The following is a 20,743-nucleotide window of genomic DNA, read 5'->3' on the forward strand; positions in this document are numbered from 1 at the left end:
CCGGGGCCGGTTCTCCGAGATCCGGGGGTGGTGTCGCACAGTTCAGGACCCGCGCGGCAAACCGGCCACCGCGTGCTCGTGCACCCAGCGGCTCAGGGCGATCAGAGTCTGCTCCGCACTCGCGGCCATCTCGTTCCGGAGCTCGGTCACCTCGCGCGCGTCCGAACCCAGTACGGGATCCATGCGCACCAGGTCCCACGTCTGGGTCACGACCGAGCCGGGACCGTCGGCGGTGATGAGCCAGCGCCAGCGCACGATGCCGTCGTCGAGGCCGCCGACGACGAACGCGAACTCGGTGGGCGCCTCGGCCGTGAGGACCTGGGAACGGCTGGCCCATGCGCGTTCGCCGCGGCGGTTGTGGCCGCCGAACCACGCTCCCGGTGTCGGGCCGTCGCCTTCGTCATAGCGCACGCGTGACGCCGTCGGGCTCCACAGCTCGATCTTGGTCACGTCGCTGACCAGGTCGTAGACCACTTGCGGAGCAGCGGGCACCCACACCCGGCGGGTGAACGTGAAGGATGCCGGGTCGAGCGCGAGAACCGGGTCGGTCATGGGGCGACGTCCTCCTGGACTGGTGCTGGAAGCGGCTTCGACCAGGGTGGGCCGGGCCGGGCACCGCGGCCAGACCGCGGGTTTCCTACCCCTCGCGGTGGCAGGTTCGCCGGCCGAAGCCGTCGCATACTGGGGGCATGGGTGATCAAGGGCCGCTGGCCGAGTACCTGCAGGCCTGCCGCGCGCGGGTGCGGCCGGAGGACGTCGGCCTGCCCACCTACGGCGAGCGGCGCCGCGTACCCGGTCTGCGCCGCGAGGAAGTCGCGAGCCTCGCCGGCGTGAGCGCGTCCTACTACGTCCGGCTCGAGCAGGGCCAGTCGGGCAACGCCTCCGACGAGGTGATCGACAGCATCGCCCGCGCGCTCCAGCTCGGCCACGACGAGCACGAGCACCTGCGGGTGCTCGCCCGGCCCGCGCGCCACCGCGCCGCGAAGCGCCCGCCGGCCGAGCGCGTCGACGCCGTCACCGCGCAGCTGCTGGCGGGGCTCGGGGACGTGCCGGCGATCCTGCTGGGCCGGCGCACCGACGTGCTGGCGTGGAACCGGCTCGGGCACGCGTTCTTCGCCGGGCACCTCGACTTCGGCGCCCCGGCCCGCCCGGCCGGCCGCCCGAACATGGCGCGCCTGGTGTTCCTCGACGCCCACACCCGCGACCTCTATCCACAGTGGACGGACAAGGCGCGTGCGGTGGTCGGCAACCTGCGGCTGACCGCCGGGCGCCACCCCGACGACCGGCTGCTGAGCACGGTGATCGGCGAGCTGGTCACCGGCAGCACCGAGTTCGCCGCGCTGTGGGCCGACCACCGGGTCCTCGCCTGCGCGGCGACCGAGTACCCGATGCGGCACCCGCTCGTCGGCGAGCTGACGGTGCACCAGCAGACCCTGGCCCTGGCGCACGCCCCGGAGCAGACGCTCGTGGTCGTCACCGCCGAACCGGGCTCGTCCTCACAGGCGGCGCTCACCCTGCTGAACGCGGCGACCGCGGCGCCGGCCGGGCAGCCACGCCCGGCGCCCGCTGTGTCCTGAGGGTGCGAGCGCGCGGGCGGCCAGCAGCCCGCCGATTCCCGGGACGAGAGCGCGCAGCCAGACCCGGCGCCGGCCCTGGGCCAGGAGCACCGCCGCGATGATCGTGGCGGTGTAGGCCAGGCCGTGCACCGGACCGAGGACGCCGGAGACCGTCCGGTGGTGGACGGTGACCAGGTTGAGCAGCAGGAGCGCCAGGGTGGTGAGCTCGGCCGTGCCGAGGACGTGCAGGACGCGGCGCGGGCTCACCGACCGGCTCCGGTCGTCGAGCCGGGCCGGACGATCATCAGGACGACCACCACCGCCCACAGCAGGTTGAAGAGCCCGGTGGACATCGCCAGGCGCCGGTCCGGGTCGCCGGTGCCGAGAACCCGTTGCTGCCCCGGCAAAATCACCCCCATCAGCAGGACGGCGGCGACCGCGGTGAGCACCATCGAGATGATCAGCCAGGCGTCGCCGAGCACGCCGAGGGCGGCCCCGGTGGCGACGCCGAAGACCGGCACGAAGATCCCGATGACCGCGTAAACGCGCGTGATCCGGTTCAGCACGCCGGGAACGGCGTTCTTGCGGAGGTCGTCCGGCGCCAGGTGGGCGGCGCGGGCCGCGGCCGGGAACATGCTCGCGGCGACCGCGACCGGCCCGATGGCGAGGATCGCGGCCAGGACGTGCACGGACAGCAGGAACGCCTTCACGCGCCCGCCCGTTCGCCGGTGACGGCGGTGCGGGGGAGGCGTCCCGCGCGGGAGTGCCCGGCGAGGGTGTCGCCGGTGACCGTGACGTCGTACGCGAGGTTCAGCCGCATCGGCCGGGTGATCCGCTGCTGCCACGTGACGCGCTCGCCGTCCGCCGTCGTGGTGCGGACGACGTTCTCCAGCGTGGTTTCCTCGCCCGCTCCGACGGCCGTGCCGCGGACGCCGCCGTCGGCCTCGGTGAACCGGTAGTCGGCGTCGACGGTGCCGATCGGCGTCTTCATGCGCAGGTGCCAGGTTCCGGTGATGCCGGCCATCACGCGGCTCCCGTCACGGCGGCGAGCCCGCTGTTCTTCCAGGTGGTGCCCCGGCGTTCGTACTCGAAGAGCTCCTCGACGGCGTGCGCGATCCGCGGTCCGAAGTCGCGTTCGAGCAGGTAGAGCCCGAGGTCGAGGCCGGAGGTAACGCCGCCGGCCGTGACGAGGTCGCCGTCGTCGACGACGCGGGCGCGCACCGCGGTGACCCCGGCCGCCGCGAGCAGGTCGACGCCGAGGACGTGCGTGGTCGCCGCGCGGCCCTCCAGCAGCCCGGCCATGGCCAGCGCGAGCGACCCGCCGCAGACCGCCGCGACGGTGACGGCGGCGTTGTCCAGGCACTCGCGCAGCAGCGGGCCCGCGGCGCTCGCCGCGAACCGGGAAAGCAGCACGGGAACGGTGTCGACCTCGTCCGGGTCGCCGTCGACCGGGCCGGCCGCACCGGGCACCACGACGTAGCCGGGGACGGCCGGATCCAGCGCCGCGGTGGCGGTGAGGGTGATGCCGGGAGTGCCGGAGACGACGTCGCGGGGCCCTTCGGCGGAGACGAACCCGATGTCGAGCGCGCCGCCCAGGAACTCGCGCCCGGCGGAGAGGACCTCGTACGGCGCGACGGCGTCGAGCGGGTCGAAGCCGTCGAAGAGCACGAACTGGGCTCGCGGGTGGGGCATGGTGATCCTTTCGCCGGAGGTGATCACTGCCATGCTGCGCACTCCCGGCGTCCCCGGCCACTGGCTATCACGACAAACTTCGCCTGGATCTCGCCACGTGCTCGGTGCGGTACTTTCGGGGCATGTACACGGTTGTGGTGCTCGCCCTCGACGACGTGATCGCGTTCGATCTGGCCACGCCGGTCGAGACGCTCGGGCGCGTCCGGCTGCCGGACGGGCGCCCGGGCTACCGGATCGTCGTGGCCGGGCCGGAGCCGATGGTCGACGCCGGACCGCTGCGCATCGGCGTCGGCGCCGGGCTGGCCGAGGTGGGCCGGGCGGACCTGGTCGTCGTCCCGGGCCGCAACGATCCCGCCCGCCCGACGCCGCCCGCGGTCGCGGAGGCCCTGCGCGCCGCGGTGGCCCGGGGCACGCGGGTGGCGTCGATCTGCGTCGGCGCGTTCACCCTCGCCGAGGCCGGCCTGCTCGACGGGCAGCGGGCGACCACGCACTGGCTCGCCACCGACGAGCTCGCCCGCCGCCACCCGGCCGTCGACGTCGACGCGGACGCGTTGTTCACCGACAACGGGCAGATCCTGACGTCGGCGGGCGCGTCGGCCGGTCTCGACATGTGCCTGCACATCGTCGAGCGCGACTACGGCGTCGCGGTGGCCGCCGACGCGGCGCGCCTGGCCGTCGCGCCGCTCCAGCGCACCGGCGGCCAGGGCCAGTTCATCCTCCGCAACCGCCCGACGTACCGGACCGCGACGCTGGAGAAAGCCCTGTCCTGGATCGAGGAGAACGCCCACCGCCCGCTGACCCTCGCGGACATCGCGACCGCGGCCGGCATGAGCAGCCGCACCCTCGCCCGGCGCTTCCACGCGGAAACCGGGCAGAGCCCCATCCAGTGGCTCACCGGCGTCCGCGTCCGGCACGCGCAGGAACTCCTGGAAGTCACCGACCACACCGTCGACCGCATCGCCGCGCAGGTCGGGTTCCCCTCGCCGAGCAACTTCCGCACCCAGTTCACGCAGACCGTGGGCGTGAACCCGGCCGCGTACCGGAAGACCTTCCGGCCGTCACCCCGCTGAGCGGTGCTTCCGCGCCATCCACTGCCAGACGTGGGTGCCGCCGACGCTCGGGTCGTTGCGGGCCACGTAGATCCAGGACCAGTGCCCGGGGAACTGGTGGCCGTCGCGGACGACGTGGTCGTAGAGCGTCAGTTCGGACCGGGGGATGAGCTCGTGCGCGTGGACGGTGTTGGCCTGCGGGTCCACCGTGTCGTCGTCGCGGGAGGCGACCAGCCACGTGGGGGTGCTGATCGCGGCCAGCTCGGCGTCGGGAACCAGGGGCGGGTCCCCGGCCTTCCGGGCGGTGACGACTCCGCAGATCGGCACGGACGCGGCGAACGTCCGGGGGTAGACCGTGGTCATCTTCAGGCTCATGTAGCCGCCGTTGCTGCAACCGACGACGTAGACGCGTGCGGGATCGACCGGCCGGGTGCGCAGGACGTCCCGGACGATCTCGTGGATGAGCGGGGCGAACCGGGGTCCGTCGTCCATCCAGGCGGACGTGCTCTGCGGAGCGACCACGTATGCGCCGTCGAAGATCTGTTGTGCTTCCCGGGTGGCGAAGCCCAGCGCGCCGCGGTTGGCGCGCAGCGTGGTCTCGTTGTCGTAGTAGCCGTCGGGCAGGGAAGCGCCTTCGCCGCCGCCGTGCAGCCAGACGACCAGGGGCCGCCGGCCGCGTCGCGAGCCGGGGGAGTACAGCCGGTACTTCATCCCGGAACGTGAGGCGTGGTAAGTGAAGGCGTCGACCTCGGGGTTGGCCAGCCGGCCTTGCGTGAACCGGGCGATGGTGACCGGCCGTCCGTGCCGAGTGCGGAGCGGGGCGTGCTGCGTGATGGTGTAGACCAGATCGAGCCGGACGTTGCGGCTCTTGCTGTTGACGTAGCCGAGGGTGCCGCCGCCGGTCTGGCCTTCGCCGTGGCTCAGCTCCAGCACGATGTTCCCGCGGCGGTCGAGCCGGGCGGCGGTGACGGGCCGGTCGAGGTCGTAGCCGACGTCTTGGCCGCCGGTGTCGATCGGGCTGGTGGCCTTCGCGTGCACGCTGAACGTGCCGGTGGTCAGGCCGGCCGGGTCGACGGGCCCGAACCGGGACGTGTCGAGGGTGACCGAGGTGATCTGCTCTCCGCCGTCGAGCGTTTCGGCGTCGAGGACGAAACTCGTGCTGTCCGTTCCGTGAGCATGGGCGACGCCCGGCAACGTCAGGCCGGCGGTGATGCCGGCTCCGGTGACCAAGGCGGTGCGGCGACTGAACATCTTGTCCATGCGACTCCTTTGTCGCAGGCCATCGTATCGCCTTGGTCGCTTGCTGATGTGTCAGTCTTGGCTGTACTGTCCGACGCATGCTGACGTGTGAGACGCGAGGAGCGGCGCTGGCCCGGTTGGGGCGCGCCCTGGCGGACCCGACGCGGTGCAAGATCCTCGTTTCGCTCCTGGACGGGGCGAACTATCCCGGTCAGCTGGCCAAGGAACTGGGGTTGAGCCGCTCCAACGTCTCGAACCACCTCGCCTGCCTGCGCGGGTGCGGCCTGGTCGTCGCGACCTACCAGGGGCGACAGGTCCACTACGGCCTCGCGGACCCGCATCTGGCGCGGGCGCTGCGGGAGCTGGTCCAGCTGGTGCTCGCCGTCGACCCCGAACAGCCCTGCGTGGACGAAGACGAGCCGGCGGTGCACACATGAGCGGGGACGCTGAACAGCGCATCGAGCTGCTGCCGACAGCCCCGGCGGCCGGGCAAACCCCTTGTGCCGACGGATGCTGCGCCGCGGAGGCGGCGCCGCGGGTCGACGCGGACCGCCGGGCGGTGCTGTCGCGGCGGGTACGGCTGCTGGTCGCCGCGACGATCGGCTACAACGTGGTCGAAGCGATCATCGCGCTCTCGGCCGGCTCGGTGGCGTCGTCGACGGCGTTGCTCGGGTTCGGCCTGGATTCGGTGATCGAGGTGGCCTCCGCCGCGGCCGTGGCGTGGCAGTTCTCCGGCGCGGACCCGGAGGCGCGCGAACGGACGGCGCTGAAGGTGATCGCGGTGTCGTTCTTCGTGCTGGCGGCCTATGTCACGGTCGAATCGGTGCGGTCGCTGTCCGGCGCGGAGCAGGCGGAGCATTCCCCGGTGGGGATCGTGCTGGCGGCGGTGTCGCTGCTGGTGATGCCGTTCCTGTCGCACGCGCAACGCCGGGCCGGGCGCGAGCTGGGTTCGGCGAGCGCGGTCGCGGACTCGAAGCAGACGTTGCTGTGCACCTACCTTTCCGGCGTCCTGCTGCTCGGGTTGCTGCTGAACTCGCTGTTCGGCTGGTCGTGGGCCGACCCGGTCGTGGCGTTGGCGATCGCCGCGGTCGCGGTGCGGGAAGGCCGTGAGGCCTGGCGTGGCGAGCACTGCTGTTGACTCCGTCCCGGCGAGCGGGGGGTCGCTCTGTCCGATGTGGACGGCGTGGAGGCGGTTGGCCCGGGCGCGACGCCGGGCGTCCCGATCGTGGTGCGCGCAATGTTTGCGACGTGCGACGTGCGACGTGCGACCTGCGGCCGGGGCCGCGGCCGGTCGCTTCGGCTCAGGTTCGGTGAAGGCGCCTCGCGGGGGAGCAGCCCGGCTGTTGACCGGGCCCCGGTGTCGAGCGGGTTTCGTTCTGTCTGATGTGGACGGCGTGGAGGCGGTTGGCCCGGGCGCGACGCCGGGCGTCCCGATCGTGGTGCGCGCAATGTTTGCGACCTGCGGCCGGGACCGCGGCCGGCCGCTTCGGCTCAGGTTCGGTGAAGGCGCCTCGCGGGGGAGCAGCCCGGCTGTTGACCGGGCCCCGGGTGTCGAGCGGGTTTCGTTCTGTCTGATGTGGACGGCGTGGAGGCGGTTGGCCCGGGCGCGACGCCGGGCGTCCCGATCGTGGTGCGCGCAATGTTTGCGACCTGCGGCCGGGACCGCGGCCGGTCGCTTCGGCTCAGGTTCGGTGAAGGCGCCTCGCGGGGGAGCAGCCCGGCTGTTGACCGGGCCCCGGTGTCGAGCGGGTTTCGCTCTGTCTGATGTGGACGGCGTGGAGGCGGTCGGCCCGGGTATGACGCCGGGCGTCCCGATCGTGGTGCGCGCACTGTTTGCGACCTGCGACCTGCGACCTGCGACCTGCGACCTGCGGCCGGGACCGCGGCCGGCCGCTTCGGCTCAGGCTCGGTGAAGGCGCCTCGCGCGGGAACAGCCCGGCGGCTGACCCCGGCCCCGGCGTCGAGCGGCCGGTCACCACGATGCGATCAGGGGCACGTCGTGGTCCCGCCGCCCCCACTGCTCGGTGACGCGGCCGAGCCGGGTCGGCGAGGCGATGCCGCGCACGCCGGCGATCTTGTCGTCGCGGATCTCCAGGATCACGACGCCCAGGACCCGGTCCTCGAGCGTGGCGAGCATCGCCGGGCAGCCGTTGACCAGGACAGCGTGGATCGAAGGCGAGCCACCGGCGAGCCGGCGCTTGGCCGGAGACGGCTTGAAGCCGGCCCGCATCGCGCCGGCGATCCGCTCCGGGCTCGCGTAGCGGATCAGCCTCTCGGCCGGCACCAGCCCGGCGCCGTCGGAAACGCCGGTCGCGTCCCCGGTCAGCAGCGCCACCAGCCGATCGGTCCGGCCCGACGACGCGGCGTCGACGAACGCCTCGACGATGCGGCGCGCGGAGGAACGGTCGGGCGCGGTGCCGGTGCCGGCGGCGGCGATCCTGCGGCGGGCCCGGTGCGTGTGCTGCTGGCTCGCGGACTCGGTGATGCCGAGGATGCCGGCGATTTCCGCGTGGCTGTAGGCAAAGGCCTCGCGCAGCACGTACGCGGCTCGTTCGACCGGCGACAGCCGCTCCATGAGCGTCAGCACCGCCAGCGTCACCGATTCGCGCTGCTCGACCGTGTCGGCCGGGCCCAGCATCGGGTCGCCGTCGAGGAGCGGCTCGGGCATCCAGGTGCCGACCGCGCGCTCGCGCCGCGCCTTCGCCGAACGGAGCCGGTCGAGCGCCAGGTTCGTGACGATCTTGGTCAGCCACGCTTCGGGCACGTCGACGTACCCCCGGTCGGCGGCCTGCCACCGCAGGAACGCGTCCTGCACCGTGTCCTCGGCGTCGGCGGCCGAGCCGAGCAGGCGGTAGGCGAGCGAGGCCAGCCGGTTCCGGCTGGCCTCGAACCGCGCCACGGTGACGGTGTCCACGAACGCGACTCTAGGCGGCGAGCACGCCGGGCGAGGGCACCCGGGAGGCGGCCGACCGGTACTGGCGATCCGGCCTGCCGAAGGTCGGGCGGCTGATCGCCCAGCCGCTGGCGGCCACGATCGCCGACTTGACGCGCGCGGCCGGCCGGCCGCACAAAGCCCAGGACCGCGCGCGAGCGGCACCGTCGACCAGCTGGAAGATCGCGTCGTCGCGGCCGAGGCTGATGTGGTTGCCGAAGTAGGACAGCCCGGTCGTCTTGATCCCGCGCCCGGTCCGGTCCCCGATGATCGCGGCCGTCGCCTGCATGGCGGTGTATCCCGCAGAGGCGCAGGACATCGGCAACGGCCGGCCGTTCCCGCCGATGACGAAGGCGCTGTCCCCGGCGACGTAGACCTCCGGGTGCGAGACCGACCGCAGCTGACGGTCCACCGTGATCCGGCCGTCGGCCACCACCTCGAGGCCGCCGGCGGCGGCGATCGGGGAAACGGCGAAGCCGGCGGCCCACACGGTCGCGTCGGCGGCGAAAACGCTTCCGTCCGCGGCGATCGCCGCGGCCTTCTCGACGCGCTCGATGGTGGTGTGCTCGTGCACCGTGATGCCGAACCGCTCGAACGCACGCAGCAGGTGACGGCGGGCCTTCGTGCCCAGCCACCCGCCCAGCTCACCGCTGGTGGCCAGGGCGACCCGGAGTCCCGGCCGGGACTCGGCGATTTCGGTGGCGGCCTCGATCGCGGTCAGGTTGCCGCCGGCCACCAGTACCCGCCCGGTCTCGCCCAGCTCGTCCAGGCGGGCGCGCAGGCGAAGCGCGGACGGCCGCGCGGCCACGGTGAAGGCGTGCTCTGCGGCACCCGGAACGCCGTGGTCCGCGGCGGTGCTGCCGAGCGCGTAGAGGAGGGTGTCGTAGCCGATCCGGTCGACACCCTCGCCGTCGGCGACCGTGACCGTCCGGTTACCGGCGTCGACGGCGGTCACCCGGGCGACCCGCAGCCGGATGCCGGTGCCCGCGAACACCTCCGTCAGCGGCCGGGGGCGGAGATCCCGCCCGGCGGCGAGCTGGTGCAGGCGCAGCCGCTCGACGAAATCCGGTTCGGCGTTGACGACGGTGATCTCGAAGTCGCCGGAGTGGAGCCGGCGGGCCAGTGAGCCGGCGGCAAAGGCGCCGGCGTATCCGGCTCCGAGGACGACGATGCGATGCGGCATGGTTCGCTCCTGTCAGGTTCGCGTGCCCCCTGAACGAGACAGCCCCCCGATCCCTGACAGCGCCGACCGGTGACGTGGGTCACCACCCCGCCCGAGAATGCGCTCAGCGGGCGGGCTGGAACAGTTCGACGAGGTTGCCGGCGGGGTCGGCGAGCAGGATCTGCCGGCCACCCGGGCCGGACACCAGGTCGCTGCGGAAGGGCAGTCCCGCGTCGCGGAGCCGGCCGATCTCGGCGTCGAGGTCGTCGACGACGAGGTGGATGCGGTTGCGGCCGGCGGCGGTCGCGTCCGCGGGCGTGGCGCGGGCGCCGGAGCTCGCCGGGCCGGACAGGAGCAGCCGTAGCGGACCGCGGACCACGTCGGCGAAGGCCGGCGCGGCGCTCATCCGCAGGGTGAAGCCGAGGTGGGTCGTGTAGAAGCCGATGGCGGCCTCGACGTCGTCGACGAGGTAGCGGACGGCGGCGAGCTGGTCGGGTGCGGTCATGGTCGAACCTCCGGACGGGGAGTGGTGGCGAGCACGGGCAGCAGGTGGCGGACCCGCGTGTCGATCTCGTGGGCGATGCGGACGAAGTCCGCGTAGGTGCCTGCGGCCGGATCGGGGATGCTCCAGTGGACCGGCCGGGAATCGAAGCCGGGACAGACCTCGCGGACCTTGTCGCACAAGGTGATCACGTGGTCGAACCGGCGGCCGGCCAGCGTGTCCAGGTGCCGGGGACGCCGGTCGCCGAGGTCGAGGCCGAACTCCTCGCGCAGCACCCGGACCGCGTGCGGATGGATTTGCGGCTTGGGGTTGCTGCCGGCGCTCGTCACCTCGATGCGTCCCTCGCCGCGGTGGCGCAGCAGGGCTTCCGCGATCGGCGAGCGGGCGCTGTTCCCGGTGCACGAGAACAGCACACGAATCCCGTCCGGCCACCGGTCGGGCACCGTGGGCGGCCCCAGGTGCAGGGCGGGGTGCAGAACCGCGCCCGCGGTCGTCAGCGCGTGGGCGCAGCGGTCCAGATCCAGGTGGTAGTAGCTGTCGCGGGCGTCGAACGTGCTGCGCCGCGCGGTGACCAGGCCGTCGTCGCGCAACAGCCGCAGGTGGTAGGAGACGAGGTTCTGCGGCTGGCCGGTGCGTTCGGTCAGCTCGCGGACCCGGTAGTCGCTGCCGGCGAGCTCGGTCAGCAGCCGCCACCGCAGGGGGTGGGCGGCCGCGCGCACGAACGCCGGGGCGGCTTGACCTGACGACGCCATGCCAGCAGGATACATCAAAATAGTTTGATGGAATATCAGGAGGTGGGCGGTGTCCGCATCGCGATCCGACGGCGCCGGCGTGCTGGCGCGCCGGCTGGGCACCGGGGACGCGGTGGTCATCGGGCTGGGTTCGATGATCGGCGCCGGGGTGTTCGCGGCGTTCGGCCCGGCCGCCGCCGCGGCCGGTACCGGCCTGCTGATCGGCCTGGCGATCGCCGCGGTGATCGCCTACTGCAACGCCACCGCGTCCGCGCAGCTGGCAGCGGCGTATCCGACGTCGGGCGGCACCTACGTCTACGGGCGGGAACGGCTCGGCGACTGGTGGGGGTTCACGGCGGGCTGGGGGTTCGTGGCCGGCAAGACGGCCTCGTGCGCGGCGATGGCGCTCACCTTCGCCACCTACGCGGTTCCCGGCCCGTGGTGGGCGCAGCGCGCGGTCGCGGTGGCCGGCGTGTTCGGGCTGGCCGCGTTGAACTACCGCGGTGTCACCAAGACGGCCCTGCTGACCCGGATCCTCGTCGCCACCAGCCTGACCGCGCTGGCCGTGGTCGTGCTCGGGATCGTCGTCGGCGGTCATGCCAGCGCGGCGAACCTGAGTCCGGGTTCGGGCGGTGTCTACGGCATCCTCCAAGCGGCCGGGTTGCTGTTCTTCGCCTTCGCCGGCTACGCGCGGATCGCCACCATGGGCGAAGAGGTCCGCGACCCGGAGCGCACGATCCCCCGGGCCATCCCGATCGCCTTGTTCAGCACGGTGGCGGTCTACGCGGTGGTGGCCGTGGTGGCGTTGCTGGCCGCCGGGCCGCACGGGCTCGCCGCCACCACCGCACCGCTGACCGCCGCGGTGCAGGCCGCGGGGGTCGGCGGGCTGAGCCCGGTGGTGCGCGTCGGTGCGGCGCTGGCCGCGCTCGGTGCGCTGCTGGCGCTGATCGCGGGCATCGGCCGCACCGGCCTGGCCATGGCCCGCCACCGCGACCTGCCCGGCTGGCTGGCCGCCGTCCATCCCCGCTACCAGGTCCCGCACCACGCCGAAATCGCGCTGGCGGTCGTCGTCGGCGTCCTGGTGCTCACCGTCGATCTCCGCGGGGTGATCGGCTTTTCGTCGTTCGGCGTGCTGATCTACTACGCCATCGCGAACGCCGCGGCGTTCACCCAGCCCCGCGAGCAGCGCCGGTGGCCCCGGTGGCTCAACCTGCTCGGTGTCCTCGGCTGCCTGGTGCTGGTGGCGACGCTGCCGTGGCCGTCGGTGCTGGCCGGGGTGGTGATGTTCGCCGTCGGGCTGACCGGCCGGGCCGTGGTCCTGGCGGCGCGCGCCCGGAGCCGGTCAGCGTGAGAAGGCCACCGTGCGGCGGGCACGGGCCAGCGTCAGCCCCCCGAGGACGATGGCCGTGAGCCCCGCGACCACGGCCGCGCCGCCCCCGACGACTCCGTTGCCGGTGCCGGGACCACCGTCGGCGACGGCCAGGTTGACGACGCCGCCGGCGGCGGCGATCAGTCCCGACGCCAGTGCGACGATGGCTCCCTTGCGCCCGCCGGCGGCACGGCGGACGCGAACCAGTGCCCGGCCGCCGATGATCGCGCCCGCCAGTCCCAGCAGCGCGGCCGCCGTGGCCCAGAACCGGGCGGTGGTCAGGGTGTACGCGTCGACAGCGGCGAGCGTCGGTGTGGCGGAGCCGAAAATGGTGTGGGTGACGGACATGAGGTCCTCCTCGAGTGGATGTCGCCTGATCCTGTCCGCCGGGCTTGCCCCCGGTCGTCCGGCAGGCGCAGGCACTTCGCGCTGCCGCGGGCGCCGTAGGAGCCGGGAAAGTACTGCGGTTGCGGTAGTTCGCGGACCATTCGCGCGCAGGAGTCGCCCGGCCGGACCTCCGGCTACGGTGCAGGCATGAGCACGGGACGGATCCGGCTCGGGGACGGGCTGGTCGCCGCCGGAGTGGCGACGGCCCTGCTCGTCGCCGGCCTTCACGGGCACCACCCCGCCACGAGCCTCGTCCCGCTGGGCTACGCGCTGTTGGCGCTCGGCGGCTTGGCGCTGGCCGCGTACCGCCGGGCTCCGGTCACCGTGCTGGCCGTGACCGCGTTGTGCGCGCTGGGATCGCAGGCCGTCGGGGTCGACGTCCCCGCCGTCGCGTACCTGGTCGCCGTGTACGCCGCGGTCCGGGCCGGACACCGCGTCCTCGCGGTGGTGAGCGCGGTGCTCATGGTGCTCGCTCTGCCGCTCGCGATCCTCGCCGCGCCCGGAGATCTGCCGGTGGGTGCGGCGATCACGCACACTCGCGACGTCCTCCAGATCGCGTGGCTGATCGCCGCGGGTGCCGCCGGGGAAGCGCTGCGGCAGGCCGAGCGCCGGGCGGACGAGGCCGAACGCACCCGCGAGGAGACCGCGCGGCGCCGTGCCGACGAAGAGCGGCTGCACATCGCGCGGGAACTGCACGACTCGCTCACCCACCAGATCTCCGTCATCAAGGTGCAGGCCGAGGTCGCCGTCCACCTCGCCGGCAAGCGAGGGGAACCGGTGCCGGACGCGCTGCTGGTGATCCGGGACGCCGGCCGGGAGGCGGCGCGGGAGCTGCGCGCGACCCTGGAGGCGTTGCGCGACGACGAAAATCCCCCACACGGGCTCGACGACGTCCCCGAACTGGTGCGGCGAGCCCAGGCCGCCGGCCTGGCCGCGACGTTGACGATCGAAGGGCAGCGCGACGACGTTCCCGCCGCGGCGGACCGGACCGGCTACCGGATCGTCCAGGAGTCGCTGACCAACATCGCCCGCCACGCCGCGGCCGAGACCGCGTCGGTCCGGATCGGCTACCGCCCCGGCACGCTGGTCATCCGCGTCGACGACGACGGCCGGGCCACCCCGGACGCGGCCCCGGTCCCCGGGGTGGGGCTGCTCGGGATGCGCGAACGGGTCACCGCGCTCGGTGGCCACCTGCGGGCGGCACCGCGCAGCGAAGGCGGTTTCAGCGTCCACGCCGAACTTCCCGTGGGTCCCGCGTCGTGATCAGCGTCCTGCTGGCCGACGACCAGCCGCTCATCCGCAGCGGGTTCCGCGCGCTCCTCGACAACGAAGACGACATCGAGGTGGTGGCCGAGGCGGCCGACGGCGGCGAGGCCGTGGCGCTGGCCCGGCGGTACCGGCCCGACATCGCCCTCGTCGACGTCCAGATGCCGCTCGTCGACGGCATCGAGGCGACCCGGCGCATCGCCGCCGATCCGGCGCTGGCCGGGGTGCACGTGGTCATCCTGACCAACTACGGCCTGGACGAGTACGTGTTCACCGCACTGCGCGCCGGAGCGGCGGGGTTCCTCGTCAAGGACATCGAGCCGGAGGACTTCCTGCACGCGGTCCGGGTCGCCGCCCGCGGCGACGCCCTGCTCGCGCCGTCGATCACCCGCAAGCTGATCGACCGGTACGTCGCCCAGCCCCTCGGGACCGGCGCCCCGGCGGGGCTGGCGCACCTGACGAATCGCGAACGCGAGGCGGTCACCCTGGTCGCGCAGGGTCTGGCCAACGACCAGATCGCCGCCCGGATGGTGATCAGCCCGCTGACCGCGAAGACCCACATCAACCGGGCGATGACCAAACTCCACGCCCGCGACCGGGCGCAGCTGGTGGTCTTCGCCTACGAATCCGGCTTGGTGGTCCCGCGCACTTCCTGATCCCGCAAGGGCTTCGGGGCGGTCCCAAGGCAAGGAGCCGGTTAACTCGGCGCAAGGCCGAGCTTTAACTCGGACATTTCACCGACGCGGTTTCCGTCGGTCGATTCCCGTTCCGGTCGTGTTCACCCGGCGCGCCCGCCGAAGTCATTTGTCCTGCTTAAGTTTCTGTCGCGAGCCGAGGAAGAAGGCAAGGGGAATGATGGACACACCCGCCGCGGTGCGAGCGCGCGGAATCACCAAGTGCTTCGGTGACGTCGTCGCGTTGGACGGCATCGATCTGGATGTGGCACCGGGAGGGATCCACGGGCTGGTCGGCCCGAACGGCGCGGGCAAGACGACGCTGCTCGGCCTGCTGCTGAGCCTGGCCGTCGCCGACGAGGGCCGGCTCGAGATCCTCGGGACGCCGGTCGGGAAGACCCTTTCCGCGCCCGGCGGCGTCGCCGGGTTCGTCGACGGCCCCGGGCTCTACCCCTCGCTCACCGCCCGGCAAAACCTCGCCGCGCTGGCCGCCCTCCGCGGCGGCGGCCGGCGGACCGCGAAGATCGACGACGTCCTCGGCGAGGTCGGGCTCACCGACGTCGCCGACGACCGCGTACGCGGCTTCTCCCTCGGCATGCGGCAGCGGCTCGGCCTCGCGGCCGCCCTGCTCACCGAACCCCGCCTGCTGGTGCTCGACGAGCCGGCCAACGGCCTCGACCCGGCCGGCAAGAAGCACGTGCACGGCGTCCTCGAGCGGCTCGCCGCCGACGGCACCACCGTGGTGCTCTCCAGCCACCGGATGGACGACCTCGAAGCGCTCTGCTCCGAGGTCACCATCCTGTCCACCGGCCGCGTCGTCTTCACCGGCCCCTTGGGCAAGCTCTCCGCCGAAAACGGCGAACTGGACCACCGCCTGCGCACGTCCGACCCGGCGGCCGCGCGGCCGCTGGTCGCCGGCACACCGGGGATCCGCCTCGCCGAGGGGGACGCCGACGCGTTCGTGGTCCGCGCCCTGGTGCCCGCGCTCGACGAACTGGTGCTGCGGCTGGCGAAGGAGGGCATCGCGGTGCGCGAGCTCGCGCCGGTCGTGTCGCCGCTGGAAGCCGCTTTCCTCGCCCTCACCGAACAGCCGGAGGCCGGCCGATGACCGCGACCCTCACCGAGACCGCGCCGCCCGTCCCGGTGGCCCGCGGCTACCGCTTCGAACTCGTCAAGCTGTTCTCCGCCTGGCGGATCCGCGTGCTGGTGGTCGCGTGCTGGCTCGCTCCCGCGTTGTTCGTCGCCGTGGTGAGCGAGCAGAGTTCGCTGCCCGTCGACACGCTCTTCGGCCGGTGGATGAACGCCACCGGCTGGGCCGGGCCGCTGGTGATGCTCGGTTTCGCCGGCACGTACGCGCTTCCGCTGCTGACGTCGGTCGTCGCCGGGGACGTCTTCGCCTCCGAAGACCGGCTCGGCACCTGGCGCCACCTGCTGGTCGCGGTCCGCTCCACCCGGCGGATCTTCGTGGCGAAAGCGCTTGCGAGCCTGACCGTGATCTTCGTGCTGGTGGCCGGGATGGCCGTTTCCGGTGCGGTGGGCGGGGTTCTCGCCGCCGGGAGCCGGCCGCTGGCCGGTCTCGACGGCCACCTGCTGGCTCCCGGCGACGCCGCGGTGCGGGTCCTGCTCGCCTGGGTCTGCGTGTTCGCCCCGACGCTGGCCCTCGGCGCGATCGGGCTGCTCGGGTCGGTCCTCTGGGGCCGCTCGCCGATGGGCCTGCTGCTGCCCGCCGTCGTCGCGCTCGTGCTGGCGCTCGCCCAGCTGCTGCCGCTGCCGGTCGCCGTCCGGCTCGCCCTGCCCAGCTACGCCTTCATCGCGTGGAACGGCCTCTTCACCGACCCGGCCCAGCTCGGGCCGCTCCTGATCGCGGTCGGCGTCAGCCTGGCCTGGGCCGTGGTCGCGACCGCGCTGGCCTACCTGCTCTTCGTGCGCCGCGACTTCACCAACCCCGCCCACGACGGTGGGGGCCGCCGCGCGCTCACCCTCGGTGTCCTGCCGCTGGTCGCGCTGCTCGCCGCCACGGCCGGGGTCGTCGCCGTCGCCACGCCGGCCACCGGGTCCGGGATCGGCCTGGACAAGGTCCAGCGGTCGGTCGCCACCGCCTTCGCCCACCTCTACCGGCTGCAGGCCGGGCAGCTGAACCGGCCCGACGTCACCGAGGAGCAGCTGGCCGCCACGGCCGCGTGCACCAAGGGCGACGGCCTGGTCGAACCCGAAGGCCCCGGCAACGACTGGCGGTGCGTCGTCTCCTGGCGCCTGCCGGGCATCGCGGCGACGGGCTCGGCGATCTACCAGCTGGACATCACCTCGGACGGGCGGTACGTCGCCGACGGCGACGGACCGAAGGAAGTGAACGGCTACTTCCAGGTGCGGACCCCGGCCGGGGACCAACCCAACCCGCTCTGGCAGTTCGACGGGAACGTCGAGCTGCTCACCACCACGAAGGGATAACCCGATGCAGGTAACACGCCGCAGACGGCGTGCCGGGAAGAGCCGGAGCAGCGGCCATCGGCTGCGCTGCGCGACGGCCGGTTCCGCCACCCTCGTGCTCGTCGCCACGGGCACCGGCGTCGGTGTCGCGTCGACAGCGCAGTTCGGCGAGGAGCACGTCGGCCAGGTCACCGAGAACGGCCAGGTCGTCTCCGCCGACCAGTACATCAAGCCGATCGGCGACCGCCTGGTCGTGAACAACGGCAAGATCATGGCGTCTTCGGTCAGCCCGGACGGCACCCACCTCGCCGCGCTGACGACCGACGGCGGGATCGCGCTGACCATCGTCGACCTGATGAGCTGGAAGGTGCAGCAGCTGGTCGGCAACTCCGCGACGGCGAACCTGCGCATCGCCGGCAACGACGTGGGCCAGGAAGGCCCGACGTATTCGCCGGACGGAAAGTCGTTGTGGCTGGCGCAGACCGACGGCTACACGAAGTTCACGGTGAACCCCGACGGGACCGTGGCCGCGCCGGTGCCGGTCAAGATCCCGGCGGACGGCGCCAAGCACGCGCTGGTCGCCCAGGCGGTCTTCTCGCCCGACGGGTCCACTGTGTACTCGGCGGTCAACGGCCAGAACCGCGTCGTCGCCCTCGACGCGGCGACCGGCGCGACCAAGCAGAGCTGGGCCGTCGGCAACGCGCCGCGTGACCTGGTCCGCGTCGGCAGCAAGCTGTACGTCAGCGACGAAGGCGGCCACCCGGCCAAGCCCGGCGAGCCGACGCTGAACTCCTACAACACCCAGGTGCCGGCCAGCGGGTTCACCGGCGCGACGACCAGCGGCACGGTCAGCGTCATCGACCTGGCGAACGCCGCCGCCACGCCGAAGAGCATCGACGTCGGCCTGCACCCGACCGCCGTGTACGTCAAGAACGGCGCGCTGTTCGTGACGAACACCGCGAGCAACACGGTTTCGGTCATCGACACCGGCCGCGACCAGGTCGTGCAGACCATCGCGACCCAGCCGTGGCCGCAGGCGTCGGTCGGCTACGAGCCGGACGGCGTGACGCTGACCGACGACGGGCACCTGCTGGTGACGCTCGGCCGCGCGAACGCGGTCGCCGTCTACCGCTTCCAGCGGGCGCAGGAGCCGGTGAGCTACGTCGGCCTGCTGCCGACGGACTACTTCCCGACCGCGATCACCACGGTCGGCCAGGATGTCGTCGTCTCCAACACGCGCGGCATCGACGCGCTCCGGCCCACCACGGCGGCCGGGCACGGCACGCACGACACGACGTCGAGCGTGCAGAAGTTCCGGCTGCCGGACGACCGCGCGATCCGCGGGTACACCGGCCAGGTCTTCAAGCAGAACGGCTGGACGGACGACTCGGTGCAGGTGGCGCACGACAACGGCCACCGCAGCCCGGTGCCGGTCCCGGCGCGGCTCGGCGACCCCTCGACGATCAAGCACGTCTTCCTGCTGGTCAAGGAGAACCGGACCTACGACCAGCTCTTCGGCGACGAGGCGCGCGGCAACGGCGATCCGGCCGTGGCGCAGTTCGGCGAGAACGTGACGCCGAACCAGCACGCGCTGGAGCGGCAGTTCGGGTTGTACGACAACACCTACGACATCGGCACGAACTCCGCCGAGGGCCACAACTGGCTGATGCAGGCCGACAACCCGGAGTACACCGAGTCGTCGGCGGGGGAGTACCTGCGCAGCTACGACACCGAGGACGACGCCCTCGGTCACCAGAGCTCCGGGTTCCTCTGGACCGGCGCGCAGGCGGCCGGGAAGTCGGTGCGGGACTTCGGCGAGTTCCAGCAGTTCCTGACCAAGCCCGCCGGGGCGAGCTGGCAGAACCTGTACTGCGACGCCAAGAACATGGCGGCCACGGGTGAACCGACGGCCTACCCGCTGGTGTCGTCGTCGCCGATCCCGTCCCTGAACGACGTTTCGGTGCCGGGATTCCCGAAGTTCGACACCGCGGTGCCGGACCAGTACCGGTACCAGGTCTGGAAGGACGACTTCGAGAAGCACGGGCCGGCGAACCTGAACATGTTCTGGCTGTCGAGCGACCACACCGGCGGCCCGCCGAACGCGGCCGCCCAGGTCGCCGACAACGACCTCGCGGTCGGCAAGATCGTCGACGAGATCTCGCACAGCCAGTACTGGAAGGACTCGGCGATCTTCGTCGTCGAGGACGACTCCCAGGCCGGTCTCGACCACGTCGACGGCCACCGGGCGCCGGTGCAGATCATCAGCCCGTACGCGCAGCGCGGCGTCGTCGACAGCCACTACTACTCGCAGATCACGATGATCCGGACGATCGAGCAGATCCTCGGCGTCAAGCCGATGAACCAGAAGGACAGCGCGGCGACGCCGATGAGTGCGGCGTTCACGCGGAAGCCGGACTACACGCCGTTCACCGCGGTGCCCAACCGCACCTCGCTGACGGGTGGCCTGGCAACCCAGCCGACCTGCGGTCCGGACACCCCCGCCCCGCCGAACCCCGCGGCGGCCCCGGTGCCGTCGTCGGCGGTGCCGGCGGACAAGGCGCAGGTGGCGGCCCAGTGGCAGGAGTGGACGGCGCACCAGCGGCTGACCGGCCCGAACGCCGTCGCCGACTACGCCAACCCCGCGCAGATGAACCACTTCACGTGGTACCAGACGCACGGCTGGCAGGTGCCCTACCCGGGTGAGAACCAGGTGTTCGCCCCGGCACAGGTCCCGGGTGCCTACCTCCCGTCAGCCGAGTCCGACGGCTGAGAAACCCCGGTGCGGCGCCTGGTCCGGCTTTCCGGACCAGGCGCCGTGGCGCGGTCGGCCGTTCTGCCACGTGGCCGGACGTTCCCGGTGTCACGGCCACAGCCGGGGGAACGCTTCGGACAGCGCCCAGACGATCAGCGCCAGCCAGCCGGCGATCCAGACGAAGCCGGGGATGTGGGTTTCCTCGGCGAGGCCGGCGGCGTCGTCGGTGGCGGAAACCTCGCCGGCCCACCGGGCGGCGACGAGGTGGCCCACTCCGGAGATCTCGCTGGTGAGCAGCAGCCACGCCTCGAGGTAGGCGATCGTCGTCCGCACCCACACCGGCGCCCAGGCCAGCGCGGCGAAAGCGACCAAGCCGATGCCGGCGACGACGGCGAAGGTGAGCAGGTCGGCGGACAGGAACAGCAGCAGGGCGGCGGCGACCACGGTGAGGGTGAGCACGGCGGCGGCGTGCCCGCGCTGCAGTTGCACGGCTGCCCCGAGCCCGGCCAGCGACGGCATCGCGTAGCCGGCCGCGGAAGTGAGGATCGAGGAGAACCGCGAGGGGAACCAGACCCACGTCACTCCGGAATCCGGGCTGGAGATCCCGACCTGGTACACCCCGCCACCGGTCACCACGCTCATCAGCGCGTGGCCGCCCTCGTGGACGAACGTCCCCAGCACGTTGAACCGGGTCAGCAGGCGCGACCGCCCGGTCAGCAGCGTGGACACCGAAGCCAGCGTCACGGCGGCGGCCGCCAGCCCGGTCGCGGCGACCAGCCACCAGCTGGGCGCCGGCACGGTCGCGTTCACGATCTCGTCGAGTTTCCCGCGCTTCACACGTCAAGCTCACCAGCCGGCCGGCGCGGGCGGAACCGCCGGATCGACGTTGTCACGAAGCTGTCAACCGGAAGACTTCGCGAGCGCGGGGCCGGGGGGGGGGGGGGGGGGGGGAGGCGGAGGGGGAGAGTGATGGAGGTGGGGGGCGGCGTGTACTCGTCTATGACC

General features: G+C 72.9%; 22 protein-coding genes. 10 read left to right on the forward strand and 12 right to left on the reverse strand.

Translation table 11 applies throughout. From position 1 onward, the window contains the following. Positions 1–42: 42 nt before the first annotated feature. Positions 43–552, reverse strand: a complete 510-nt coding sequence (locus ACZ4TR_RS31190; protein WP_465290937.1) for an SRPBCC family protein — start codon at positions 550–552, stop codon at positions 43–45. Positions 553–689: 137 nt separating this feature from the next. Between ACZ4TR_RS31190 and ACZ4TR_RS31195 the strand changes: the two genes are divergently transcribed. After that, on the forward strand, positions 690–1,577 hold the full coding sequence (locus tag ACZ4TR_RS31195) for a helix-turn-helix domain-containing protein (protein ID WP_465290939.1): 888 nt from the start codon (positions 690–692) through the stop codon (positions 1,575–1,577). Here ACZ4TR_RS31195 and ACZ4TR_RS31200 read toward each other — a convergent pair. The 4 genes from ACZ4TR_RS31200 to ACZ4TR_RS31215 are packed head-to-tail and all read right to left on the reverse strand — an operon-like array spanning position 1,497 to position 3,248. Continuing rightward, a complete protein-coding gene (locus tag ACZ4TR_RS31200; protein ID WP_465290941.1) occupies positions 1,497–1,823 on the reverse strand; it encodes a hypothetical protein in 327 nt (108 codons plus the stop codon). The genes ACZ4TR_RS31195 and ACZ4TR_RS31200 overlap by 81 nt on opposite strands. Continuing rightward, complete coding sequence (locus tag ACZ4TR_RS31205; RefSeq protein ID WP_465290943.1) at positions 1,820–2,266, reverse strand: hypothetical protein; 447 nt, start codon at positions 2,264–2,266, stop codon at positions 1,820–1,822. The genes ACZ4TR_RS31200 and ACZ4TR_RS31205 overlap by 4 nt, the downstream gene beginning before the upstream one ends. Beyond that, a complete protein-coding gene (locus ACZ4TR_RS31210; protein ID WP_465290945.1) occupies positions 2,263–2,580 on the reverse strand; it encodes a hypothetical protein in 318 nt (105 codons plus the stop codon). Before ACZ4TR_RS31210 ends, ACZ4TR_RS31205 begins: the two co-directional genes overlap by 4 nt. Further along, a complete protein-coding gene (locus tag ACZ4TR_RS31215; protein WP_465290946.1) occupies positions 2,580–3,248 on the reverse strand; it encodes a DJ-1/PfpI family protein in 669 nt (222 codons plus the stop codon). The genes ACZ4TR_RS31210 and ACZ4TR_RS31215 overlap by 1 nt, the downstream gene beginning before the upstream one ends. Before the next feature lie 122 nt (positions 3,249–3,370). On the opposite strand from ACZ4TR_RS31215, the gene ACZ4TR_RS31220 reads away from it, so the two are divergent. Next, a complete protein-coding gene (locus ACZ4TR_RS31220) occupies positions 3,371–4,318 on the forward strand; it encodes a GlxA family transcriptional regulator (protein ID WP_465290948.1) in 948 nt (315 codons plus the stop codon). Here the strand turns inward: ACZ4TR_RS31220 and ACZ4TR_RS31225 are convergent. Then, on the reverse strand, positions 4,307–5,557 hold the full coding sequence (locus ACZ4TR_RS31225) for a prolyl oligopeptidase family serine peptidase (RefSeq protein ID WP_465290950.1): 1,251 nt from the start codon (positions 5,555–5,557) through the stop codon (positions 4,307–4,309). The genes ACZ4TR_RS31220 and ACZ4TR_RS31225 overlap by 12 nt on opposite strands. A 77-nt stretch (positions 5,558–5,634) precedes the next feature. Between ACZ4TR_RS31225 and cmtR the strand changes: the two genes are divergently transcribed. Both cmtR and ACZ4TR_RS31235 read left to right on the forward strand, forming a co-directional pair. Further along, entirely contained in the window at positions 5,635–5,973 is a 339-nt protein-coding gene (gene cmtR / locus ACZ4TR_RS31230; RefSeq protein WP_465290951.1) for a Cd(II)/Pb(II)-sensing metalloregulatory transcriptional regulator CmtR, read from the forward strand. Continuing rightward, positions 5,970–6,674 (forward strand): cation efflux transmembrane domain-containing protein, encoded by a 705-nt coding sequence (locus tag ACZ4TR_RS31235; protein ID WP_465290953.1) that lies wholly within the window; start codon positions 5,970–5,972, stop codon positions 6,672–6,674. Before cmtR ends, ACZ4TR_RS31235 begins: the two co-directional genes overlap by 4 nt. Positions 6,675–7,508: 834 nt before the next feature. Here ACZ4TR_RS31235 and ACZ4TR_RS31240 read toward each other — a convergent pair. From ACZ4TR_RS31240 to ACZ4TR_RS31255, 4 genes are all read right to left on the reverse strand, one after another. Then, complete coding sequence (locus ACZ4TR_RS31240) at positions 7,509–8,450, reverse strand: sigma-70 family RNA polymerase sigma factor (protein ID WP_465290955.1); 942 nt, start codon at positions 8,448–8,450, stop codon at positions 7,509–7,511. Positions 8,451–8,460: 10 nt separating this feature from the next. Next, the gene (locus ACZ4TR_RS31245; protein ID WP_465290956.1) at positions 8,461–9,651 is read right to left on the reverse strand and encodes an NAD(P)/FAD-dependent oxidoreductase; all 1,191 of its coding nucleotides are present in this window, start codon (positions 9,649–9,651) and stop codon (positions 8,461–8,463) included. Between the two features lie 103 nt (positions 9,652–9,754). Then, positions 9,755–10,135 carry a VOC family protein gene (locus tag ACZ4TR_RS31250; RefSeq protein WP_465290958.1) on the reverse strand — a complete coding sequence of 127 codons (381 nt, stop codon included), beginning with the start codon at positions 10,133–10,135 and terminating at the stop codon, positions 9,755–9,757. Then, positions 10,132–10,884, reverse strand: coding sequence for an arsenate reductase/protein-tyrosine-phosphatase family protein (locus tag ACZ4TR_RS31255; protein WP_465290959.1), 753 nt, complete (start codon positions 10,882–10,884; stop codon positions 10,132–10,134). The genes ACZ4TR_RS31250 and ACZ4TR_RS31255 overlap by 4 nt, the downstream gene beginning before the upstream one ends. 49 nt (positions 10,885–10,933) lie before the next feature. Here ACZ4TR_RS31255 and ACZ4TR_RS31260 point away from each other — a divergent pair, with 49 nt between their 5' ends. Next, positions 10,934–12,214: an APC family permease gene (locus tag ACZ4TR_RS31260; protein ID WP_465290961.1), complete on the forward strand. Its 1,281-nt coding sequence runs from the start codon at positions 10,934–10,936 to the stop codon at positions 12,212–12,214. Here the strand turns inward: ACZ4TR_RS31260 and ACZ4TR_RS31265 are convergent. Next, positions 12,206–12,580, reverse strand: a complete 375-nt coding sequence (locus ACZ4TR_RS31265) for a DUF6223 family protein (protein ID WP_465290963.1) — start codon at positions 12,578–12,580, stop codon at positions 12,206–12,208. The genes ACZ4TR_RS31260 and ACZ4TR_RS31265 overlap by 9 nt on opposite strands. A gap of 186 nt (positions 12,581–12,766) precedes the next feature. Between ACZ4TR_RS31265 and ACZ4TR_RS31270 the strand changes: the two genes are divergently transcribed. The 5 genes from ACZ4TR_RS31270 to ACZ4TR_RS31290 all read left to right on the forward strand — a co-directional run bounded on the left by ACZ4TR_RS31270 (position 12,767) and on the right by ACZ4TR_RS31290 (position 19,756). Then, positions 12,767–13,882, forward strand: coding sequence for a sensor histidine kinase (locus tag ACZ4TR_RS31270; protein ID WP_465290965.1), 1,116 nt, complete (start codon positions 12,767–12,769; stop codon positions 13,880–13,882). Next, positions 13,879–14,541, forward strand: a complete 663-nt coding sequence (locus ACZ4TR_RS31275; protein ID WP_465290966.1) for a response regulator — start codon at positions 13,879–13,881, stop codon at positions 14,539–14,541. Before ACZ4TR_RS31270 ends, ACZ4TR_RS31275 begins: the two co-directional genes overlap by 4 nt. Positions 14,542–14,740: 199 nt before the next feature. Continuing rightward, positions 14,741–15,667, forward strand: coding sequence for an ABC transporter ATP-binding protein (locus tag ACZ4TR_RS31280; protein WP_465290968.1), 927 nt, complete (start codon positions 14,741–14,743; stop codon positions 15,665–15,667). Next, on the forward strand, positions 15,664–17,007 hold the full coding sequence (locus tag ACZ4TR_RS31285; protein ID WP_465290970.1) for an ABC transporter permease: 1,344 nt from the start codon (positions 15,664–15,666) through the stop codon (positions 17,005–17,007). The genes ACZ4TR_RS31280 and ACZ4TR_RS31285 overlap by 4 nt, the downstream gene beginning before the upstream one ends. A gap of 4 nt (positions 17,008–17,011) precedes the next feature. Next, positions 17,012–19,756, forward strand: coding sequence for an alkaline phosphatase family protein (locus ACZ4TR_RS31290; protein WP_465290972.1), 2,745 nt, complete (start codon positions 17,012–17,014; stop codon positions 19,754–19,756). Positions 19,757–19,846: 90 nt separating this feature from the next. Here ACZ4TR_RS31290 and ACZ4TR_RS31295 read toward each other — a convergent pair whose 3' ends face one another. After that, positions 19,847–20,575: a M50 family metallopeptidase gene (locus ACZ4TR_RS31295; RefSeq protein ID WP_465290974.1), complete on the reverse strand. Its 729-nt coding sequence runs from the start codon at positions 20,573–20,575 to the stop codon at positions 19,847–19,849. Positions 20,576–20,743 lie beyond the last annotated feature (168 nt).

The sequence above is a fragment of the Amycolatopsis sp. NPDC028719 genome, from assembly GCF_055565395.1.

Excerpts from the sequence above, each read along its gene's own strand:
- ACZ4TR_RS31250 (WP_465290958.1), bottom strand. The coding sequence starts at position 10,135 with ATGACCGCACCCGACCAGCTCGCCGCCGTCCGCTACCTCGTCGACGAC.
- ACZ4TR_RS31210 (WP_465290945.1), bottom strand. The coding sequence starts at position 2,580 with ATGGCCGGCATCACCGGAACCTGGCACCTGCGCATGAAGACGCCGATC.
- ACZ4TR_RS31245 (WP_465290956.1), bottom strand. The coding sequence starts at position 9,651 with ATGCCGCATCGCATCGTCGTCCTCGGAGCCGGATACGCCGGCGCCTTT.
- ACZ4TR_RS31215 (WP_465290946.1), bottom strand. The coding sequence starts at position 3,248 with ATGCCCCACCCGCGAGCCCAGTTCGTGCTCTTCGACGGCTTCGACCCG.
- ACZ4TR_RS31235 (WP_465290953.1), top strand. The coding sequence starts at position 5,970 with ATGAGCGGGGACGCTGAACAGCGCATCGAGCTGCTGCCGACAGCCCCG.
- cmtR (WP_465290951.1), top strand. The coding sequence starts at position 5,635 with ATGCTGACGTGTGAGACGCGAGGAGCGGCGCTGGCCCGGTTGGGGCGC.
- ACZ4TR_RS31285 (WP_465290970.1), top strand. The coding sequence starts at position 15,664 with ATGACCGCGACCCTCACCGAGACCGCGCCGCCCGTCCCGGTGGCCCGC.
- ACZ4TR_RS31255 (WP_465290959.1), bottom strand. The coding sequence starts at position 10,884 with ATGGCGTCGTCAGGTCAAGCCGCCCCGGCGTTCGTGCGCGCGGCCGCC.
- ACZ4TR_RS31220 (WP_465290948.1), top strand. The coding sequence starts at position 3,371 with ATGTACACGGTTGTGGTGCTCGCCCTCGACGACGTGATCGCGTTCGAT.
- ACZ4TR_RS31195 (WP_465290939.1), top strand. The coding sequence starts at position 690 with ATGGGTGATCAAGGGCCGCTGGCCGAGTACCTGCAGGCCTGCCGCGCG.
- ACZ4TR_RS31225 (WP_465290950.1), bottom strand. The coding sequence starts at position 5,557 with ATGGACAAGATGTTCAGTCGCCGCACCGCCTTGGTCACCGGAGCCGGC.
- ACZ4TR_RS31190 (WP_465290937.1), bottom strand. The coding sequence starts at position 552 with ATGACCGACCCGGTTCTCGCGCTCGACCCGGCATCCTTCACGTTCACC.
- ACZ4TR_RS31290 (WP_465290972.1), top strand. The coding sequence starts at position 17,012 with ATGCAGGTAACACGCCGCAGACGGCGTGCCGGGAAGAGCCGGAGCAGC.
- ACZ4TR_RS31265 (WP_465290963.1), bottom strand. The coding sequence starts at position 12,580 with ATGTCCGTCACCCACACCATTTTCGGCTCCGCCACACCGACGCTCGCC.
- ACZ4TR_RS31280 (WP_465290968.1), top strand. The coding sequence starts at position 14,741 with ATGGACACACCCGCCGCGGTGCGAGCGCGCGGAATCACCAAGTGCTTC.
- ACZ4TR_RS31270 (WP_465290965.1), top strand. The coding sequence starts at position 12,767 with ATGAGCACGGGACGGATCCGGCTCGGGGACGGGCTGGTCGCCGCCGGA.